The organism is Mucilaginibacter xinganensis, from assembly GCF_002257585.1.
Taxonomy (GTDB): Bacteria; Bacteroidota; Bacteroidia; order Sphingobacteriales; family Sphingobacteriaceae; genus Mucilaginibacter; species Mucilaginibacter xinganensis.
In genome coordinates this window covers 3,543,425-3,559,878 of record NZ_CP022743.1, presented here as the reverse complement: position 1 = coordinate 3,559,878, position 16,454 = coordinate 3,543,425, and the positions used below count along the sequence as shown (strand labels likewise).

At 42.0% G+C, this 16,454-nt stretch carries 12 protein-coding genes; 10 read left to right on the top strand and 2 right to left on the bottom strand.

All coding sequences use genetic code 11. The features are described 5' to 3' along the window. Position 1: 1 nt before the first annotated feature. A complete protein-coding gene (locus MuYL_RS15580; RefSeq protein ID WP_211710160.1) occupies positions 2-1,510 on the bottom strand; it encodes a sensor histidine kinase in 1,509 nt (502 codons plus the stop codon). Between the two features lie 139 nt (positions 1,511-1,649). Then, positions 1,650-2,342, bottom strand: coding sequence for a toxin-antitoxin system YwqK family antitoxin (locus MuYL_RS15575; RefSeq protein WP_157740879.1), 693 nt, complete (start codon positions 2,340-2,342; stop codon positions 1,650-1,652). 285 nt (positions 2,343-2,627) lie between these two features. Between MuYL_RS15575 and MuYL_RS15570 the strand changes: the two genes are divergently transcribed. The 10 genes from MuYL_RS15570 to MuYL_RS15525 all read left to right on the top strand — a co-directional run bounded on the left by MuYL_RS15570 (position 2,628) and on the right by MuYL_RS15525 (position 16,374). Further along, entirely contained in the window at positions 2,628-4,544 is a 1,917-nt protein-coding gene (locus MuYL_RS15570) for a tetratricopeptide repeat-containing sensor histidine kinase (RefSeq protein ID WP_094571449.1), read from the top strand. Positions 4,545-4,797: 253 nt separating this feature from the next. After that, positions 4,798-5,868 carry a fatty acid desaturase gene (locus tag MuYL_RS15565; protein ID WP_094571448.1) on the top strand — a complete coding sequence of 357 codons (1,071 nt, stop codon included), beginning with the start codon at positions 4,798-4,800 and terminating at the stop codon, positions 5,866-5,868. A 189-nt stretch (positions 5,869-6,057) separates the two neighbouring features. After that, positions 6,058-7,593 carry a TolB family protein gene (locus MuYL_RS15560; RefSeq protein WP_094571447.1) on the top strand — a complete coding sequence of 512 codons (1,536 nt, stop codon included), beginning with the start codon at positions 6,058-6,060 and terminating at the stop codon, positions 7,591-7,593. Positions 7,594-7,606: 13 nt separating this feature from the next. Next, the gene (locus MuYL_RS15555) at positions 7,607-8,527 is read left to right on the top strand and encodes a sugar phosphate isomerase/epimerase family protein (protein WP_094571446.1); all 921 of its coding nucleotides are present in this window, start codon (positions 7,607-7,609) and stop codon (positions 8,525-8,527) included. A 178-nt stretch (positions 8,528-8,705) separates the two neighbouring features. Further along, the gene (locus MuYL_RS15550) at positions 8,706-9,299 is read left to right on the top strand and encodes a gluconate 2-dehydrogenase subunit 3 family protein (protein WP_094571445.1); all 594 of its coding nucleotides are present in this window, start codon (positions 8,706-8,708) and stop codon (positions 9,297-9,299) included. A 2-nt stretch (positions 9,300-9,301) separates the two neighbouring features. Then, on the top strand, positions 9,302-11,014 hold the full coding sequence (locus MuYL_RS15545) for a GMC oxidoreductase (protein WP_094571444.1): 1,713 nt from the start codon (positions 9,302-9,304) through the stop codon (positions 11,012-11,014). A 182-nt stretch (positions 11,015-11,196) separates the two neighbouring features. Beyond that, positions 11,197-12,876, top strand: a complete 1,680-nt coding sequence (locus MuYL_RS15540) for a GMC oxidoreductase (RefSeq protein ID WP_094571443.1) — start codon at positions 11,197-11,199, stop codon at positions 12,874-12,876. A 30-nt stretch (positions 12,877-12,906) separates the two neighbouring features. Then, positions 12,907-14,334, top strand: coding sequence for a Gfo/Idh/MocA family protein (locus tag MuYL_RS15535; protein ID WP_094571442.1), 1,428 nt, complete (start codon positions 12,907-12,909; stop codon positions 14,332-14,334). A 109-nt stretch (positions 14,335-14,443) separates the two neighbouring features. Further along, the gene (locus MuYL_RS15530; protein WP_094571441.1) at positions 14,444-15,064 is read left to right on the top strand and encodes a gluconate 2-dehydrogenase subunit 3 family protein; all 621 of its coding nucleotides are present in this window, start codon (positions 14,444-14,446) and stop codon (positions 15,062-15,064) included. A 140-nt stretch (positions 15,065-15,204) separates the two neighbouring features. After that, entirely contained in the window at positions 15,205-16,374 is a 1,170-nt protein-coding gene (locus MuYL_RS15525; protein ID WP_211710157.1) for a Gfo/Idh/MocA family protein, read from the top strand. The last annotated feature ends 80 nt before the right edge of the window (positions 16,375-16,454 follow it).

The following is a 16,454-nucleotide window of genomic DNA, read 5'->3' as shown; positions in this document are numbered from 1 at the left end:
TCTAATATTTTTGGACAGATAGTGTTAGGGAAAGATGGATAAAAAACTCCTGCGTATTTTGCCGGATAACCAGTTCATGTTTGCCGGGATAAAGTAGCGCCAGCCGTTGTTTTACATTTTCAAGGCCGGTGCCGGAGTGATGGCGCTCCGGATCGTTTTCTTTTGGGGGATGAATACTGTTGTGTACATCAAGGTGCAGCATATTACCTTTTTTAAACAGGTTGACAATTATCCATGATTTGGCTTTCAGGCTAATGCCATGCTTATAAGCATTTTCAACAAACGGGATCAGCAGCATAGGTGCGATCTCATCATAGCCTGCAATATTCTCAATACTCACTTCAATATTTATATTGGGCGATGAAGCTATCCGGAGGTTTTGCAGGTCGATATAATTGTGCAGGTAGCTGATCTCGCGGCTCAATGCTATCTTATCCTGGTTGTTTTCATGCAGCATAAAACGCATCATATCGCCCAACTTCTGGATGCCCTCACCTGTTTTTTCTGCATTTTCCATCAACGCTGTACCGTAAAGGGTATTGAGGGCATTAAATAAGAAATGCGGATTGATCTGCGAACGTAAAAATTGCAGCCCCGCATTTGATGTACCCAGTTCTGTTTTTAGGTTATTAAGTTCAGCACTTCTTTCTCGTTTTACTTTATACAAATACAGGCTTATCGGAACGATTACAGCAATCTGTATCATCCAGATAAAGGAAAATAGCACTACAAAACTTAGCCCTGAGTATGACGCTCTGGCAGAATAAGCTCCATTGAAGGGAATGTTGATAGCCAGCGAGATCAACACGATCATTAACCAAAATGGCCCGTTTTCGTTCTGCTGGTAATATTTTGGAATAATGTGATAAAAACAAACAAGGTAGATTATAAAACAGCAGGGGATAATGAGCGCGAGGAAGAAAGCAAACCCCCAATAAGGCTCAAAAACAGCAATGCCAAACATGGCAATTCCCCATAGTAATAAAAACCAAATAATATCGGTAACAATAGTATTAGTTTTCCAGGAAGACTTTGCCTGTTTCAGTGTTAATGCCCAAAATACAAATTGTTTAAAAATTACGTACCCTACTATTGCCGCGTTTACGGCAACGGCTACACCTAATTCCCTGAATAGCGAGTCAGGCAGTACATTGTCGTCGTAAGGCCTGTCAAGGCAGTCTTTTAAAACAAAAAGCCCCCAGGTAACCATTATGCCCGCAATAATGGTTAAAAAAGCATTGTACCACTTTTGCGCAGTGATAAATTTGTTAGGCAGGGAGCAGGCCACCCAAATAAATGAGGCATACACAGTTACATATACTATGATAAATGGAAGCATATAGTTTACGAAGAAATTGAAATGGAGCCCCTTCTCCCTGAAACGGGCCATACCCCAGGCGTTTTCCGAATAGCGTCCGGTCCAATAGCCGTTAACTGAGCCAAATAGGCTATAAATGGCTATCAATAATAAAACAGTTGCAATGCAGATTTCTATGTTCCTGAATTTCATGATACAAGCATACCACGCACTTAGCCGTTTTTAAAATAAATGTGATTAAGGTGAAGAAAAATGTGACGAATTCAGTTAGTTTAAGTTGATAGTTCAGGCATAATGGCTGAATATCCGTTTTAATTGCGGGAATGACCAGCTAGTAAAAATCCAGACTGCCGTCGCTTTCAACAGAGCAACGGATAAAAATACGCGATAAAATAGGTTGCCGGTTTAAAGTTGCCGGCACAAATTGTTTATTTTCTTCGCTAAAAAGCGCAAGGGACAAACTTATAGTTTGGGTGTATTGATACGCTCGTGATACCAGGTGTACCTTGTAATCTGCAAGCCTGCCGCCCGGGCTTACCAATAGTTCAACAAAAGCATCAAAATAATTCATATTAACGCCTTCCGTATCAAACGGAACTTTAAATGCGTTTACAAATGGAATAAAGCCATAGTAAATTCCGCCTGGCTTAAGCGGTCGGGTAAGCCTGTCTGTAACCTTTATCTCCCCATCAAATTTAAACTGGATGTCAGTTGCTGTATCAAGCGGTGCCAGGAAAAGAAACTCGCTTTTGTCGAAATCGTATTTTTCATTTAGCCTTCCTTCTTCATCATAAAAAGTCCAGATGCCGCTGCGTACACCTTTACTATAATTGCCACTGGCTATTAATGTTCTGCGTTTATAAAACGCCGTGTAAGCACCAACTTTGGTTTTTTCATCTGTTTTTAAAACCTTGTACCGCTCAATGACCGAACCCGTTAACCAGTTTTTTTTGTTAACAGTATCCTGTGCAAAACAATTGCATACATAAAACAGGCTTATAACTAAGAAAGAGTAGTATTTCACATTATATTGGTTTCTGCCAATATAAAACAAGTGCAGCCAAATTCAAAAAATAAAAACAGACCGGTTTATTTAGTGCTGTTTTTTGCTAAAGCAGTTATACACCATATTTTAATTGCTGTATCGCTATGGCGATTTATTTAGTTGAGGTTAAATTTTGATTATAAATTTAACTTGAAAAATTAATATTATCCACTATGTTAATAGTTGAAAAAATTTGTACCTTTTGCCGTTTTTTAAACTTTTTCCACAACAACTTTTAGGCAGCATCAATCGTATTAATCCGCCATGAGGGTTTTTATACTATCGTTATCACTGCTGTTGATATTCAAAATATCCGTTGCTCAAATGGCGGCAGGTGGCCGATCACGGAGTGCCGATACGACCGCAGAATATACACAGATAGATAGCTTAAATAACACAGCCTACAATATATATCTTACAACTCCGGATGCCGCACGTAAATTGGCAGAAGATGCGCTTTTACGTTCTCAAAAAGTAGAATATGAATTAGGGAAAGGCCGCAGTTTTTATAATATAGGGCTTATCTACTGGTCGCAATCTTATTATACGGTTAGTTTATTTTATCTTAACTCGGCAATTAATCATTTGCCGGTAACCAGGCCCCTTTATCTTTCCGATTGTTTTAATGCACTTGGCCGTACCTATGCAGATTTGGGTAATTACAACGAGGCGATCGTCAATTTAGACAAAGCGTTACGCCTGTCCGGTAAAGACAGTGGCCGCCTTGCCGAAGTTTTTAGCGAAAAGGCCTACGTTTATTGTGCCCTTAAAAACTATAATAAAGCCATTGCTGATGCCCGGTATGCCCTGCAATTAAACTCAAAAATTAATGCAACGGGTAACATAGCGGTATTATATGCCCGCTTAGGTACAATTTACAGGTTAAAAAAGGACTATCCTTCAGCGCTTAAACATGATAGTATTTCATATGTGATGAGCAAAGTAATGCTTAACAACCGTTTAAGGGCTAAATTATATACGGAATATGCTGTGGTTTATAAGGAACTTAATAAATATGATCTTGCAATTAGCTACGCAAAAAGAGGGGTGAGCCTCGCGGATAGTATTGGGGTTTTCGATGCTGAAAAAGAAGGATATAAGGTTTTAGTGGGAAGCTATGAGCTGAAAAATGATTTGCGGAGCGCGTTGATTTATCAGAAAAGATACGCCGGTATTAGCGATAGCGTAACTGCGCTTGCCAGGCAAAAAACCGTCAGGTTGATCCAAAACTACCATACACTCAATTCAAAACTTAATGATATCAAGTTAATGGAGATCAGTGACAGGGAAAATAAGTCGAAAATAAAGGCCCAAAACAGGTTGATCCTAATATTATTGCTTTCATTGCTGGTTTTGGTGTCAGTGCTGTTCGTTACGTTTTATCTTTATAAACAGAAGAATTTATTAAGTAATAAGCTTAGAAAACAACACAGCGCTTTGTCGGCTCAAAAAGAACTGATTGAGGTACAAGCCGCTAATTTGCAATCTGTTAACGGGCTTAAGGACAAATTGCTTACAGTGATAGGTCACGATTTGCGCACGCCTGTTGCCAATATGGGTAATATTATTGAGATGTTTAATGATGGTTACTTAACAGCTGCTGAAGTAAGCGATTTAATGATAGAAATAGGCCCGGTTATAAAAGGGGCGGAGTTAACACTCTTAAACCTTACAGAGTGGGCGGGGAGCCAGATAAAAGGAAGGAATATAAACTCAACCAATGTTGATGTGTTTTTACTGGGAGTTGAAATGGAACAAACCTTTATGCACCAGCTGCAAATAAAAAGTATCAGCTTTGTTAATAATGCGTACGCCGGGCGGGCAGTATTGGCAGATGAGAACCATATAAAAGTTATTTTACGTAACCTGGTAAGCAATGCGATAAAGTTTACCGGCAACAACGGTAACATTACCCTGGCCACCCAATTTGAAAATAACACCATAATCATCAGTATCAGTGACACAGGCAAAGGAATGAACCTTAATGAAATTGAACGGTTGTTTTCAATCAATACCCACTTCTCCCATTCCGGTACTTCGGGAGAAAGCGGCACGGGGATAGGACTGTTATTATGTAAGGAACTTGTTGAGCTAAATGGCGGGAAATTGGCTGTGAGATCAGCTGTTGGCAAAGGCAGCACTTTTTACTTCAACCTGCCTTTAATACAAGCCTATGTTTAATTAATATAAAATAATTTATTTTTTTTGATAGATATTTTCCTGTTTGTAAAATAATTTAAAAACTTCTCAAATCATACCTCACGATATCGCCAAGGCACTTTTACAGACATTTTCATGACAATTGCAGCCTCGCTTTTGTGTTACCTATTCATTACGGTTGTGTTTTAATTGCTTCCGGTAATGAAATAATACCTACTTTACGATGTTCTATTAGTGTAACAAATATAAACAAACTCTTTTTCCCTCAGTAATAATGGCTTTTTTAAACACAGTGCTTGAACCACCTGCGTACGGGTGGAAAGACCAATTTGGCGAACTTTCGAAGCCTACAAATGGTCAAATTTTAAAGGAATTCTTTTCAAGGCTTAACGTGTTTAAATCAAAAAAGAACTGGTTATCGTTTTTAAGCTGGATGCTGATCGTGTTTTTAACACCTTTTTTAGGCTTATTCATTTTTAAGTACTTTTCAATAACCGGCCTGGTTGTGGCCTTTGTTTACAGCATGATAATTATGGGTACCCATGGCACTATATGGCACCACCGCTATTGTACCCATGGTGCATATAAATTCAAAAACAATTTTTGGCGGTTTGTAACACAAAACCTTACGCTTAAAATAATCCCTGAAGAAATTTACGCGGTTTCACACCACGTGCATCATGCGTTATCTGATCAGCCGGGCGATCCGTATAACGCACAGGGCGGTTTCCTGTACTGTTTCCTTGCCGATGTAAACCATCAGCCAATAAATCGCAGCATGAGCGAAAAGGATTACGCTAAGTGTGTTAATTTAATGAAGCACACGGGGGTTACCACCAATAGCTATAAGCAATATCAAAAATGGGGCACTTTAGTGAGCCCGCTTCGCACCATTACCGGTATTATTTTGAACTGGGGTTTTTGGTTCGCAGCGTTTTATTTAATGGGAGGCCCTGCTTTGGCTTGCGCCGTGTTTGGTTCGGCTGGTATCTGGGCCGTTGGTGTGCGTACTTTTAACTTTGAAGGCCACGGTAAGGGCGAGGATAAGCGAAGGGAAGGGGTAGATTACAATCGGAATGATATGTCAATAAACCAGATCTGGCCCGGATATGTTGCCGGCGAGTGGCACAATAATCACCACCTTTATCCTAAAAGCGCCCGTTCAGGTTTTAAGCCTTACCAGGTTGATATGGCATTTTACTACATAAAATTTTTAAGCATCATTGGGGCAGTTAGCTCATACCGCGATTCGAAAAAGGAATTTTATGCGGACCATTGCAAAGTGGTTATTGATGACAAACAAGAATATGTATCACCGCCAAAGAGTGTTTTGGTGACAGATTGATCCGTAAAAAAATATTAAATTTCAATGCGAAGCCCCTTTATGAGGGGCTTTTGCTGTTTTACAGTACAGGATATAACAATATTATTTGTTTTTTGAAAAAGTAGGCGATTGTTAAAAAAGTATTACATCAATTACAAATGGATTTTTAACTTAGTAAACCAATTAATGTAATTTAATCCTAAATAACCAATGAGACTAAAAGTGTTTTACTTTTCTGTTTTTCTTTTGGCTTGTACTTTTTCATCGCAATACGCAAGCGCCCAAAAATCAGCTTTAGGCATTTTTGATGGGCAGGGCGATGTAGGGATTGTAAAACATAAAGGCAGCGCTGCTTACGATCCCAATCAGCAGGTTTATAATCTATCCGGTTCAGGCGCCAATATCTGGGCCAAATCAGATGCTTTTCATTTTGTATGGAAGCGCTTGAAAGGCGACTTTATTTTACGCACCAATGCAGCATTTGTCGGTAAGGGCGTTGAAGCTCACCGTAAAGTTGGATTAATGGTACGCAACTCGCTTGATTCAAATTCCAGGCATGTAAACGCCGTAGTGCATGGCGATGGCTTAACCTCGCTTCAATTTCGTAAAACCGTTGGCGGCGAAACTGAAGAAATGAAGTCTGCCCTTACGCATGCGGATGTGATCCAGTTGGAGCGACGAGGTAATAAATATACCATGTCGGTAGCCCGCAAAGGCGATCTTTTTGTGGAAGAAGCGATAAGTGATATCGATTTGGGCGACGAGGTATATGTGGGTATTTTCATTTGTTCGCACAATGCCAATGTTACCGAAAAAGCAGTATTTAACAATACCCGGATAGTTGTACCCGCACCGGTAAGTCTTGTTCCATATAAGCAATATTTAGGCAGCGATATTGAAATTCTTAATTTAGAAACACAGAACAGCCGCATAGTTTACCAGTCGCCAAAATCCCTGCAGGCACCCAACTGGATGCCGGATGTGGATAAATTGCTTTATAACAGTGAAGGCTTGCTCTACACATTCAATTTAAAGACAAATAAGCCAACAGTGTTTAATACCGGTTCTGCTAAAAATAACAATAACGACCACGTGTTATCTTTTGATGGCAAATGGTTAGCTATAAGTAGCGCTGATAAAACTGGGAATTCTATTGGCTGGGTAGTGTCAACCAAAGGTGGAGAGCCGCGCCGGCTGAACGAAATTGGCCCCTCATATATGCATGGCTGGTCGCCTGACGGTAAGTATATTGTATTTTGTGGCAACAGGAATAACGAGTATGATGTTTACCGGATACCGGCTGCAGGCGGTCCCGAAGAAAGGCTAACCAATACACCAGGGCTTGATGACGGACCTGAATACTCACCAGACGGAAAGTATATTTATTTTAACTCTGTTCGCAGCGGATTAATGCAGGTTTGGCGCATGAAGGCCGACGGCAGCGAGCAAACACAATTAACCAATGATGATTATAACAACTGGTTTCCCCACGTTTCGCCCGACGGGAAATGGATACAATATATTACCTTCCTAAAGAGTGAGGTAGCCCCAGGCGATCACCCGTTTTATAAACATGTTTATTTAAGGATTATGCCCGTAGGCGGAGGCCCTTCAAAAGTTATTGCCTATCTTTATGGTGGGCAGGGAACCATTAACACCCCATCTTGGTCGCCTGATAGTAAACACCTGGCATTTGTAAGCAATACCAATTTGCTATTTCCAGTATTTCCAACAGCAACAAATTAAAACCTAAAAAACAATGAATTCATCACGCAGAGAGTTTATAAAAAACAGCGCATTGGTTGTTGCCGGTGCAGCTTTATTACCGAATGCTTTATTAGCAGAACCTAAAAAACTGGTTAGATTAGGCGTACAGCTTTACAGCGTACGGGATGCCATGGAAAAAGACCCTATGGGTACCCTTAAAAAATTGAGCGAAGGAGGGATAAAGCATGTTGAGCATGCTAATTATATCAACCGCAAATTTTACGGCTATTCAGCTAAAGAATTTAAAAAGGTATTAGACAGTCTTTCTTTACTAATGCCAAGCGGCCACACCGTAATGACTGCCCTGGATTGGGACAGTTCTAAAAATGACTTTACCGATAAGTGGAAATACACTATTGATGATGCTGCAACTGTAGGTCAAAAATATGTAATAAGCCCCTGGCTTGACGAAAGCCTGCGCACAGACATGGACGGGCTGAAAAAATTTATGGATCAGTTTAACAAATGCGGCGAGTTGTGCAAGGCACAGGGAATGAAATTTGGCTATCATAACCACGATTTTGAATTCAGTACAAAAATTGGCGATGGTAACCTGTATGATTTTATTCTTACAAATACAGATCCTTCATTGGTAGCGCAGCAATTAGATACCGGTAATATGTACGGTTTGCCCGGTGGCGATGCAATGACGATGATTAATAAATATCCTGGCAGATTTGAACTGATGCACGTAAAGGACGAAATAAAAACCACCACCAAAGGCGAAATGGGGCATGGATATGAAAGTACCGTGCTTGGCCAGGGGGTAATTAATATTAAGGATCTTGTAAAAGCTGCCCGTAAAAAAGGCGGAACATCCCAATTTATTATTGAGCAGGAGTCGTATCAGGGCAAAGATCCGGTTGATTGTGTAATAATTGATTTACAAATGATGAAAAAATGGGGTTATTAATAGTATTATTTTAACTTACAGCATCTTTTGAGGCTTCCTGTGTATTGAGATATTCGGGAAGCTTTTTATAATGGTAGCCATTACATACCCCGGGTAATTTTTACCACTGTTAATTTGCATTTTAAATTAATAAATGTTAATTATACATGATTTTTTTGCTCAACCAATTTAACCCTAAATGAACCGGCGTACCGTAATAAAAAATCTGGCTTTGGCAATTGGCGGGGCGGTATTGTTGCCGTCGTGCATACACACTAATGGTACTGTTTATTACCAGCTAAAACACGTTAATATTGATGCCGGCCAGCAAAAATTAATTGCAGATGTTGCGGAAACTATTATTCCAAAAACAGACACGCCAGGCGCGAAAGACCTGAACCTGCCTGCATTTGTTTTGAAAATGATTGACGATTGTTATGATAAAAAAGGGCAGGAAGCATTTGTTACCGGGCTGATTGCATTTAATGACATGATAAAAAAAGAACATGGCGGCGAATTTGGTGCTTTGAACAGTAAACAGCGTGAAGCCATACTTACAGGCATTGAGAAAAATGCTGCAGGTGCACCCAAGGCGCATGGCGGCAAATCCAAACCACAAAAAAATACAGGCCCTGACCCAATAACTGCTTTTTACTGGGGGGTAAAGCAGCAAACCATATTTGGCTACACCACTTCCCAATACTTTATGACCAAACAAATAGTTTACGAACTGGTTCCCGGACGATACATTGTTCATTACCCGGTTAAAAAACTTAATCTTAAGTCGGCTTAACTATGGCTAATTTAAATGTTGACAGCGTTAAGGAGCGTACGTTTGATGCCATCGTCATCGGCTCGGGCATCAGTGGGGGCTGGGCTGTTAAAGAGCTTACCGGTAATGGGTTAAAAACCCTGGTGCTTGAACGCGGTCGGGATGTAAAGCATATAAAAGATTACCCGACTACCAACAAATTTCCATGGGAATTTGAACATCACGGACAACTGCCTTCGGCGGTTTTGGAAGCCAATCCAATTGCAGGCCGCTGTTATGCTTTTGGTGAAGATTCAGCCCACTTTTTTGTTAAGGACAAAGAGCATCCCTATGTGCAGCAAAAACCTTTCGACTGGATCCGGGGATACCAGGTAGGGGGTAAATCATTGTTGTGGGCCCGCCAAACCCAGCGCTGGAGCGATTTTGATTTTGAAGGCCCGGCAAGAGACGGTTTCGCGGTTGATTGGCCAATAAGGTATAAAGATCTGGCCCCATGGTATAGCTATGTCGAGAAATTTGCAGGCATAGCCGGTAATAAGGATGGCATTCCCGAACTTCCCGATGGTGAATTTTTACCCGGATTTCCTTTAAATGATGTGGAGCAATACTTTAGTGATCACGTTAAGAAAAATTATAAAAACAGGCATGTTATTAGTGCCCGTTGCGCACATCTTTCAAAACCAAACCAAATTCATATTGACCAGGGGCGTACCCAGTGTCAAAATCGGGACCTTTGCCAGCGTGGTTGCCCGTTTGGTGGTTATTTCAGCAGCAATGCATCCACTATTCCCTGGGCACAAAAATCCGGTAACATGACCCTGCGTCCTTTTTCGGTGGTTCAGTCTATTATTTATGATGAAAAAAAGGGAAAGGCTACCGGAGTTCGTGTTGTTGATACCAACACCAAAGAGACGATTGAATATTATGCACGGGTAATATTTGTAAATGCAGCGGCTTTAAATACCAACCTTGTATTGCTAAATTCAACATCCAGCCGTTTTCCTAATGGTTTCGGTAATGATAGTGGTGTGCTCGGCAAATATGTTGCATTTCACAACTATTCTGCCAACATCAGTGCTGAATATGATGGCTTTAAAGATTGGACAGTTGATGGACGCTCGCCAACAAGTGGCTATATCCCCCGTTTCAGGAACGTTTATAAACAGGAAACTGATTTTCTGCGTGGTTATGCCGGTGGTTTTAGCGCCTACAGGTACCAGCAACATAAATATGATGGCGTTGGTGCGGGTTTAAAAGAAGGTCTGGTTAAAGGTGAGCTGAGCCCCTGGTATGTGGGTTCGCACATGATGGGCGAAACGATCCCGAAGGAAAGTAACCATGTAAGCCTTGACGCTAAACTAAAAGATGACTGGGGTGTGCCGTTGTTAAACATGTCAATTGATTACGACGACAACGACGAAAAAATGCGGAAGGATTATATAGAGCAGTTAACAGAGATGTTTACAACTGCCGGCTTTAAAAATATCCGGCCACAAACAGATCACCGTGCCCCCGGATTGGATATCCATGAAATGGGGGGAGCCCGTATGGGAAACGATCCGAAGACGTCAATACTTAATAAATGGAACCAGGTGCATGCCTGTAAAAATGTTTTCGTTACTGACGGAGCTTGCATGACGTCAACCTCATGCCAAAATCCGTCGCTCACGTACATGGCTATAACAGCACGTGCTGCAGACTATGCCGTAAGCGAAATGAAAAAAGGAGAAATATAGGATGATTTGCAACTTGCAATTGATGAAATATTTATACAAATTTACCGGAAATCGCCGTTTAAACGCAATAAACACATTATTGTGTTAAAAAAACACAATGAATATTTGTGCAGTAATTTTTTGTTCATACATTTAACAATTAACCAATTTATAAAATTCATTAACCTCTTATTTATTAATATATGTCTGCAAATACTTATGACGCCATTGTCATTGGTTCAGGGATCTCGGGCGGATGGGCTGCTAAAGAGCTGACCGAAAAAGGTTTAAAAACCATCATGTTAGAGCGGGGCCGGAACATTGAGCACATTAAAGATTACGTGAACGCCAACAAAGATCCCTGGGAGTTCCCGCACAGGGGAGGCCGCACACAGGAAATGATTAAGGACTATCCCGTTCTTAAGCGCGATTATCCGTTAAATGAGACTAACCTCGACTATTGGGCAAGTGATAAAGACAGCCCTTACACCGAAGTTAAACGCTTTGACTGGTTCAGAGGGTATCACGTAGGCGGCCGTTCGTTAATGTGGGGAAGGCAATCATACCGCTGGGCCGACATTGACTTTGAAGCTAATTTAAAAGATGGTATAGGTGTTGATTGGCCTATCCGTTATAATGATCTGGCTCCATGGTACAGCTACGTAGAGAAATTTGCAGGCATCTCAGGTAATAAGGATCACCTTGCTATTCTTCCCGACGGCGACTTTATGCCGCCTATGGATATGAATATTGTTGAAAAAGATGTTTCTAAACGTTTGATGGAACATTATAAAAATCAGCGTGCCATGGTTATTGGCCGTACGGCTAATATTACGCAGCCGCTTCAGGCTCGTACCAATTGCCAGTACCGCAACAAGTGTTGGTTGGGATGTCCGTTTGGGGCGTATTTCAGCACACAGTCATCTACATTACCTGCTGCAATGGCCACTAAAAACTTAACGGTACGTCCGTGGTCAATAGTTACCAAGATCCTTTATGACAAGGATACTAAAAAAGCAAAAGGGGTTGAGGTGTTGGATGCAGAAACAAACCAAACTTACGAGTACTTTGCTAAAATTGTATTCGTTAACGCATCAGCTTTAAACAGTGCATGGATCTTAATGAATTCAGCCACTGATATATGGCAGGATGGTTTAGGAAGCAGCAGCGGCGAGTTGGGTCACAACGTAATGGATCACCACTTAGGCGTTGGGGCTTCCGGAACTGTTGAGGGTTATGAAGATAAATATTACTTTGGCCGCAGGGCTAACGGGATCTATATACCACGCTATAGGAATCTTAATGGTGAAAAACGCGATTACATCCGCGGCTTTGGCTACCAGGGTAGTGCTGGTCGCGAAAACTGGGCTCGTGACATTGCCGAAATGAATATTGGTGGTGCATTTAAAGATGCATTGACTGAACCGGGTACATGGGGTATGGGTATAGGCGGCTTTGGTGAAACATTACCATACCACGAAAACAAAATTACCCTTGATAAAACCAAAAAGGATAAATGGGGACTGAACGTACTGTCGTTTGATGTTGAAGTTAAAGATAACGAGCGAAAGATGCGTATCGACATGGAGAACGATGCCAAAGAAATGCTGGAAGCAGCAGGTGTAAAAAATGTTCACACCTACACCAGCGAAGGCGTATTGGGCCGTGGGATCCATGAAATGGGTACCGCCCGCATGGGTCGTGATCCAAAAACTTCAGTATTAAATGAGTGGAACCAGGTTTGGGATGCAAAGAACGTATTTGTTACGGATGGCGCGGCAATGGCTTCAACAGCCTGCCAAAACCCTTCTCTAACGTATATGGCTATGACAGCCCGCGCTGCTAACTATGCTGTTGAACAGTTAAAAAAGAACAACATCTAAACCTATTAAAAACATACTAAACTGAAAACTATGGCTGAAGAAAAAGAAACTACACCAAAATCAAACCCTTCACGGAGGGAGTTTCTGAAAACCAGTACAGTAGCTGCCGCCAGCTTTATGATAGTACCCCGCTTTGTGCTGGGTGGTAAAGGCTATACCGCACCAAGCGACAGGTTGCTGATTGCCGGCGTAGGTGCCGGAGGTAAAGGGCAAAGCGATATTGCTAACTTTTACAAAAGCGGCAAAGCTGAAATAGCATTTTTGTGCGATGTGGATGATAGAAGATCGGCTAAAAGCCGTTCTGACTTCCCTAAGGCAAAGTACTATAAAGACTGGCGGGAGATGTTTGAAAAGGATTCCAAGCATTTTGACGCAGTGTCTGTTTCAACGCCCGATCATAACCACGCTATCATAGCTTACCACGCAATGCAATTGGGTAAACACGTTTACGTGCAAAAGCCTTTAACGCACGATATTTGGGAGGCCAGGATGTTGACTGACGCGGCAAAGAAGTATAAAGTTGTAACCCAAATGGGTAACCAGGGTTCATCAAATGACGGTACCCGCCAAATGTCTGAATGGTATGATGCCGGCCTGATTGGTGACGTGCATACCGTTTACTGCTGGACAAACCGCCCTGTTTGGCCGCAAGGCATAGCATGGCCACCGCCACAGCAAAATATTCCAAAAGAACTGGATTGGGATCTGTGGTTGGGTACTGCACCTAAAAAAGATTACGTTGATAAATTGGTTCCGTTTAACTGGCGCGGCTGGTGGGATTACGGAACGGGTGCACTTGGCGATATGGGTTGCCACCTTGTTGAGGCTCCGTTCAGGGTATTGGGTATCCGTTACGCTAAGGATGTACAGGCAAGTGTGGGTAGTGTTTATGTTGACGAATTTAAAGAAGGACACTTCCCTGAGAGCTGCCCTCCGTCAAGCCACATTACTTTAACTTTCCCTAAAACCGAAAAAACCCAGGGTGATGTTACATTGCACTGGATGGATGGTGGTATTCAGCCTGAAAGGCCGATAGAGCTTGGCCCTAATGAAGATTTTGGCGGCGAGCAAGGCAACGGTACCCTGTTTATAGGTACAAAAGGAAAAATGTACGCAAGTACTTATTCTGACGCTGCCACTTTATTGCCAACGGCATTAACAAAAACAGCAAAAGCGCCGCAAAAATGGGCACGTGTGCCGGGGGGGGCTGATGGACACTACGCGCAATGGGTTGAAGGTTGTATAGCCGGATATGGTAAAACTGAGCTCAGTTCATCGTTTGATAAGGCCGGTCCGCTTACTGAAGCTTTATTAATGGCAAATCTTGCGGTTCGCGGGCATGAGCTAAAAGGCGGAAGGATAAAATTGGTATGGGATAACGATGCCATGAAGATTACAAACTTTGACGCAGTTAACCAGTACGTTAAACGCCAGTACCGCGAAGGCTGGAGCATTTAATAAGTGTGAATTAGTGAGTGAGCGAATTGGTGATTTATTTTAGTCAACAGTCCAGCCGGCCACTAATTCACTGATTCATTCAATCACCAATTAAAAAAATCTAATTAAAATGAATAGAAGAGACGCCATAGGAAGAGTTGCCCTGCTAATGGGCGGTGCTGTGATAGGTGCCGAATTCTTTATTTCGGGCTGTAAGTCAGGTGCCGGAAAAGTTGAGGACCTGTTTGTTGCTGATAATGTTGCTTTTTTAAACGAAGTAGCAGATACCATTTTACCTACTACAACCTCACCGGGTGCAAAAGCTGCCAATGTTGGCCATTTTATGGCTGTAATGGTGCAGGATTGCTATACCCCCGATGATCAGAAAGTTTTTCTGGAAGGTATTTCAAAACTGAACGACGCAAGCCAGAAGAAATTCAGTAACAAGTTCATGGCCCTTACCCCACAACAGCGCACAGAGTTGCTTGTTGACCTGGATAAAGAGCAAAAAGAATACACCGCCAAAAAAGATAAAGATGCGGATGCTGATAAAGCCAGCCATAAAGGCGATAAGGACTACAAAGCTCCGGAAGTGCCAAACCATTATTTCAGGATGATGAAACAGCTTACATTGCTGGGCTACTTTACCTCTGAAATTGGTGCTACCAAAGCCCTGCGCTACATTGCCGTGCCGGGACATTATGACGGTAACTTACCTTACAAAAAAGGCGATAAAGCCTGGGCAACCTGATAAGGTAGTTGAATGGTTGATTAGGTTGAATGAGTTGATTAAGTTTTTTATAGCATACAGCTCATCCGGCCTAATCGGCCTATTCTAACCCAATCAACTTAATCTAACTCAATCAACTTTATAAACTCAAAAAACAACACATGGCTCACAGGAAACTCCGCATGGGAATGATAGGCGGGGGTAAAGACGCATTTATAGGCGCTATTCACCGGATTGCCGCTAACATGGATGGCTTAATTGAATTGGTATGTGGTGCTTTAAGCATACACAAGGAAACTGCTATAGAAAGCGGTCGCATTCTTTTTTTACCCGAGGACCGGACTTATACCAGTTACGAGGAGATGATTACGGCAGAAAGCAAATTGCCTGCGGATAAAAGAATGGATTTTGTAACCATAGTTACCCCAAATTTTGCCCACTTTGCCCCGGCTATGATGGCGCTCGATCACGGTTTTAACGTGGTTATTGAGAAGCCTATCACCTTTACCCTTGATGAGGCAAAACAGTTGAGAGAGAAACTGGAAGAAACCGGCCTTATGTTATTACTTACACACACCTACTCGGGCTACCCGATGGTGAAGGAAGCAAAACAGATTGTAAAAGGCGGTTCGCTGGGCAAAGTGAGAAAAATTTATGTGGAATACATCCAGGGCTGGCTCAGCAAACTTTCTGAGCGGGAAGGAAATGCACAGGCTGCATGGCGTACGGACCCCTCAAAATCAGGTAAAAGCGGTTGTATGGGCGATATTGGCACACATGCCGCACACCTGGCGGAGTATATCTCCGGTTTAAAAATAACCCAGTTGAACGCTTCATTAAATGTAGTTGTTGAAGGCCGGATGCTGGACGACGATGGCGCTATTTTATTGCGTTTTGAAGATAAGGCTACAGGGGTACTTACCGCATCGCAGGTTGCTGCAGGCGAAGAAAATGCGCTTAAAATTCGTGTTTATGGCGAAAACGGAAGCCTTGAATGGGCCCAGCAGGAACCAAACACGCTTACCTTAAAATGGATAGATAAACCTGCGCAAACCATACGAGCAGGCGGAAATTACGGCGACAGGGAATCAACCTATGCGGTGCACAACACCCGTACACCAGGCGGCCATCCGGAAGGCTATTTGGAAGCATTCGGTAACCTTTACAGAAACTTTGCCCTGTCATTACAAGCTAAATTAAATGGCGAACAGCCAAAGGCAGAATGGCTTGATTTTCCGGGAATTGAAGATGGCATAAGAGGTATGGCATTTATTGAGAATGTTGTAGCTTCAAATAACAGTAACGAGAAATGGACTGATTACATTGTTTAAATCTACGGATTTTGGATGTGCGGATTTCTTGAATATATGTTGATTTAATGATTTGAGAATGGTTACGCGTTACTGTTACG